The sequence below is a fragment of the Streptomyces sp. NPDC053673 genome (genome assembly GCF_055585225.1).
In genome coordinates, this window is sequence record NZ_JBVJKN010000080.1 from 1 (window position 1) to 3,626 (window position 3,626).

A 3,626-nucleotide genomic window follows, 5' to 3' on the forward strand; every position below is an offset into this window, starting at 1 on the left:
CCCAACAAGCTCCTGAAGGTCGTCGAGTAGTCAGCGACGCCCGACCCTGAACCGGCAGCCGCCGTGCCCTCCCCCACGGGGCACGGCGGCCGTCTTATGGTGTGCTCATGGCGAGGACGAATGCGTATGCCGCGCTGCTGCGCGGGATCAATGTCGGGGGACACCGGAAGGTACCGATGGCGGACCTCCGCGCGCTGCTGACGGAACTGGGCCACGGCGACGTCCGTACGTATCTGCAGAGCGGCAACGCCGTCTTCACCAGCGCGACGGGGGACGACGAGGACAGGCTCGCCAAGGGGATCGAGCGGGCCGTCGAGAAGCATTTCGGATTCACCGTCGACTGCCTCGTACGTGGCGGTTCCTATCTCGGTGCCGTCGTCGAGAAATGCCCCTTCCCCGCCGCCGGGCTGGAGGGCAGGCAACTGCACGTCACCTACCTCTCGGAGCGTGTGGACCCCGGGCGGTTCGCGTCCCTCGACGCGGCGGCATTCCTCCCGGAGGAGTTCCGGTTCGGTGATCGCGCGCTCTATCTGTACGCCCCCGGCGGACTCGGCCGGTCCAAACTCGCCGCAGCGCTCGGCAGGCCGAGCCTGTACAAGGGAATCGTCGCCACGACCCGTAACTGGAACACAGTCGTCAAGCTGGCCGAGATGACCGGAGGAGACGCGTGACGATCGAGTGGGCCCCTGCCGTCGACGCTGCCATCGAGGGTGAACTCCGCCTCCTCGACCCGGCCGTCCGCACCACACCTGCGCTGCTCGCCGGGTTGCTGCATCCGGAGTTCCTCGAGTTCGGTGTGTCCGGGCGGCGCTGGGACCGCGACGCGATCATCGATTCACTCGTCGAGGAAGGGGCCCAGGGCGTCAAGCCCATCACCGCTTCCGAGATGAAGGGCACCCAGCTCGCCGACGACGTCGTGCATCTGACGTTCGTCACCGAGTCCAACGGCCGTCGCGCCCACCGCAGTTCACTGTGGCGGCGGACCGGGGACGCCTGGCAGCTCTACTTCCACCAGGGCACGCCGTTCAGTGCCGAGGAAAGTTCCGGCGCCAGCTGAAGCCACCGGGCAGACGCACCGAGGCGTTGCTGTGGCCCCCGCTGTCCCGGGTGAGGCGGGCGCGGCGGGTGCCGAGACTCACCGACCAGCCGTGAGTGCCGATGTTCAGGTGCATCAGCTTCGGGATGATCGTGATCCGCTTGTGGTAGTGAATCGACATGTCGGCCTCCTTGTCGTAAGGGTGTCCAAGGAAGGCGCCGTGGCTGTCACGGCACCGCCACGGTCGTGTCACCGCAGAGCCGACATTGCCTCCCGGCCCGGTGGGATCCCGGCCGGGGCCCGCTTTTCCTCCGGATGGGCTTCCTCCGGACGGGCGAGCGAACCCGTGCTGGGAGTGGGCCGGCAGGACCGGCTCGGAGAGCGGCCCGGCCGATGTCAGTGCCGCGGCCTATCGTCCTTTCCATGTACGACGACGGGGACGGGCCGCCGCGGGCCGGCGGGCCACGGGCGGCCGAGACGCGCGCGGCCGAGGTGCGGGTCGCGTTCGAGGGGATGCTTCAGATCCGCCGGCTGACGAACGCCGACGCCGCCGACCCGGAGGCGATGCCGGCCGTCTGGGAGCGCGGCCGGATGGTACGGGCCGTCGCGCTCGCCCTCGAGGCATCGGGAATCACCCCGTCCGCCGTGGACGGATCCGGGCAGCGAGTGGCGACGGGATACCGCGTGCGAGAAGGGGAGGCGGGGGAGGGGGAGCCGGGGGCGGTCACGGTCGAATGGCTCGGACCGCACGGCAGCGGGGCCGCCGGCCAGGAGGAGAGCGCCCTCACCGCATGCGCGCGGGTGCTGGAGCGGCTCGGCTGGGACGCATTGCTCTACCGCGGGCGCGCCCGCCACCGGTTCCTGGAGGTCCGGCCACCGCATCCCGGACGCTGAACGGTCCGTGTCGCGACTGCTGAACGGTCCGCGCCGCGGATGGTGAATGGCCCGGACAGGCGGGCGTCGATTGGCCCTGGGGGAAGGGACACTCCTCGCCTAGGGTCGTGACCATGACGACCGAACACAGCAGGACCGCCGTCGACTTCTACTTCGACCCCGCATGCCCCTTCGCCTGGATCACCTCCCGCTGGATCCTGGAGGTCGAGCAGCAGCGCGACATCGACGTGCGCTTCCGCCCCATGAGCCTCTACCTGCACAACATCGGCAACGACCTGCCCGACTGGTACCGGGACCTCGTCGACCGGTCCATCGGCCCGGTACGGGTCGCGGTCGCCGCGGCCGAACAGCACGGCGAGCAGGTCCTGCGCGAGCTGTACACGGCCATGGGCACCCGCATCCACCGGCAGAAGGCCGAGGACTTCGACACCGTGATCGCCGAGTCGCTGGCGGAGACCGGGCTGCCTGCCGGGCTGGCCGCCGCCGCACACGACACGGCGTACGACGACGCGGTGCGCCGCAGCCACGACGCGGGCAAGGACCCCGCGGCGGACGGCTACGTCGGCACTCCGACCATCCACGTCGACGGCGCCGTCTGGTTCGGCCCCGTCCTCAACTCCGTTCCGCGCGGCGAGGAGGCGGGACGGCTGTTCGACAGCTTCCGGGTGCTCGCGAACCATCCCGACTTCTTCGAGCTGAAGCGCACCCGCACGGGCAAGCTGAACACCGACTGAGCCGCCGGGGGGCCCGCGTCGCCTCGTCGGGCGGCGGCTCAGCCCGCCAGGGCGACGTGCCGGTCCACGCGCGCCTCGTCGTACCGCTCCAGGAGCAGACGCGCCAGCTCGGGGGCCGGGCCCAGCACATCCGCGAGCACGTCCGCGCCCGCCTCGCCGGCGCCCACGGCGATACGGTCCGGGAGGCGGCCCGGGGCGATGACGTAGGGCGCCACCGCCACCCGGGCGACGCCTTCGGTCCGCAGCGCCCGTACCGCGTCCTCGGTACGGGAATGGCTCGCGGCGGACACAGCGGAGGCGAACGCAGGTCGCACGGCGCACCAACCGGTGTGCCGCAGCTCCCGCGCCATGTCAGCGATCACTGCGATCGCCTCCGGGTCGGATGAGCCCGCCGAAGCCAGGACGACCCCGGTCGAGCGCTTGTCCTCCGGCGTGAGCCCGGCCCCTGCCTCGTACAGCCGCCGCTCCACCGCCTCCAGCAGCAGCGGCGACGGGCCGAGGACCTCCGCCTGCGTGATCCGCAGCCGCGGATGCCTGGCTCGCGCGTCGTTCAGCACGGACGGGATGTCGGCCTTGGCGTGGAAGGCCCGGGTCAGCAGCAGCGGCAGCGCCACCACGTCCCGTACACCGTCGTTCGCCATCCGCTCCAGCACCTGCGGGACCGTCGGTGCGTTGAAGTCGAGGAACGCCGTGGACACCCGCAGCCCGGGCCTCCGCGACCGTATCCGCCGTACGAGCGCGTGCACGGTCGCGGCGTGCCGCGGGTCGCGGCTGCCGTGGGCGATGACGAGCAGAGCAGGGCTGTGCGGGTTGTGCATGGCAGACGCTCAGTTCCTGACGAGCAGACCGCGGCTGCGCAGGACCCACCGCTCCAGCGGGCTGAAGATCAGCAGGTCGATGGCGATACCGACGATCAGGATGAGGAGGATCGCGAGGAACACTCCGGCCATGTCGATGTTGTT

6 protein-coding genes and 1 pseudogene are annotated in these 3,626 nt (G+C 71.0%); 4 read left to right on the plus strand and 3 right to left on the minus strand.

The features are described 5' to 3' along the window. The first annotated feature begins 107 nt into the window (after window positions 1-107). Together ACZ6ZQ_RS38345 and ACZ6ZQ_RS38350 are read left to right on the plus strand one after the other, a co-directional pair. Complete coding sequence (locus ACZ6ZQ_RS38345) at window positions 108-671, plus strand: DUF1697 domain-containing protein (RefSeq protein ID WP_469773164.1); 564 nt, start codon at window positions 108-110, stop codon at window positions 669-671. Next, a complete protein-coding gene (locus ACZ6ZQ_RS38350) occupies window positions 668-1,057 on the plus strand; it encodes a nuclear transport factor 2 family protein (RefSeq protein ID WP_469773165.1) in 390 nt (129 codons plus the stop codon). Before ACZ6ZQ_RS38345 ends, ACZ6ZQ_RS38350 begins: the two co-directional genes overlap by 4 nt. On the opposite strand, the gene ACZ6ZQ_RS38355 is transcribed toward ACZ6ZQ_RS38350, so the two are convergent. Then, a complete protein-coding gene (locus ACZ6ZQ_RS38355; RefSeq protein ID WP_469773166.1) occupies window positions 1,026-1,217 on the minus strand; it encodes a DUF4236 domain-containing protein in 192 nt (63 codons plus the stop codon). The two genes, ACZ6ZQ_RS38350 and ACZ6ZQ_RS38355, sit on opposite strands and share 32 nt — an antisense overlap. A 242-nt stretch (window positions 1,218-1,459) precedes the next feature. On the opposite strand from ACZ6ZQ_RS38355, the gene ACZ6ZQ_RS38360 reads away from it, so the two are divergent. Together ACZ6ZQ_RS38360 and ACZ6ZQ_RS38365 are read left to right on the plus strand one after the other, a co-directional pair. Further along, window positions 1,460-1,930, plus strand: a complete 471-nt coding sequence (locus tag ACZ6ZQ_RS38360) for a hypothetical protein (protein ID WP_469773167.1) — start codon at window positions 1,460-1,462, stop codon at window positions 1,928-1,930. Window positions 1,931-2,043: 113 nt separating this feature from the next. Continuing rightward, complete coding sequence (locus ACZ6ZQ_RS38365) at window positions 2,044-2,664, plus strand: mycothiol-dependent nitroreductase Rv2466c family protein (protein WP_469773168.1); 621 nt, start codon at window positions 2,044-2,046, stop codon at window positions 2,662-2,664. Between the two features lie 38 nt (window positions 2,665-2,702). Here ACZ6ZQ_RS38365 and ACZ6ZQ_RS38370 read toward each other — a convergent pair whose 3' ends face one another. Together ACZ6ZQ_RS38370 and ACZ6ZQ_RS38375 are read right to left on the minus strand one after the other, a co-directional pair. Next, the gene (locus ACZ6ZQ_RS38370) at window positions 2,703-3,482 is read right to left on the minus strand and encodes a sirohydrochlorin chelatase (RefSeq protein ID WP_469773169.1); all 780 of its coding nucleotides are present in this window, start codon (window positions 3,480-3,482) and stop codon (window positions 2,703-2,705) included. A gap of 9 nt (window positions 3,483-3,491) precedes the next feature. Beyond that, window positions 3,492-3,626, minus strand: a pseudogene (locus tag ACZ6ZQ_RS38375) (ABC transporter permease); the annotation flags it as partial.

What these genes read in the sequence shown, in the direction of transcription:
- ACZ6ZQ_RS38345 (WP_469773164.1), top strand. Translation starts at nt 108, where the DNA reads ATGGCGAGGACGAATGCGTATGCCGCGCTGCTGCGCGGGATCAATGTC.
- ACZ6ZQ_RS38355 (WP_469773166.1), bottom strand. Translation starts at nt 1,217, where the DNA reads ATGTCGATTCACTACCACAAGCGGATCACGATCATCCCGAAGCTGATG.
- ACZ6ZQ_RS38360 (WP_469773167.1), top strand. Translation starts at nt 1,460, where the DNA reads ATGTACGACGACGGGGACGGGCCGCCGCGGGCCGGCGGGCCACGGGCG.
- ACZ6ZQ_RS38365 (WP_469773168.1), top strand. Translation starts at nt 2,044, where the DNA reads ATGACGACCGAACACAGCAGGACCGCCGTCGACTTCTACTTCGACCCC.
- ACZ6ZQ_RS38370 (WP_469773169.1), bottom strand. Translation starts at nt 3,482, where the DNA reads ATGCACAACCCGCACAGCCCTGCTCTGCTCGTCATCGCCCACGGCAGC.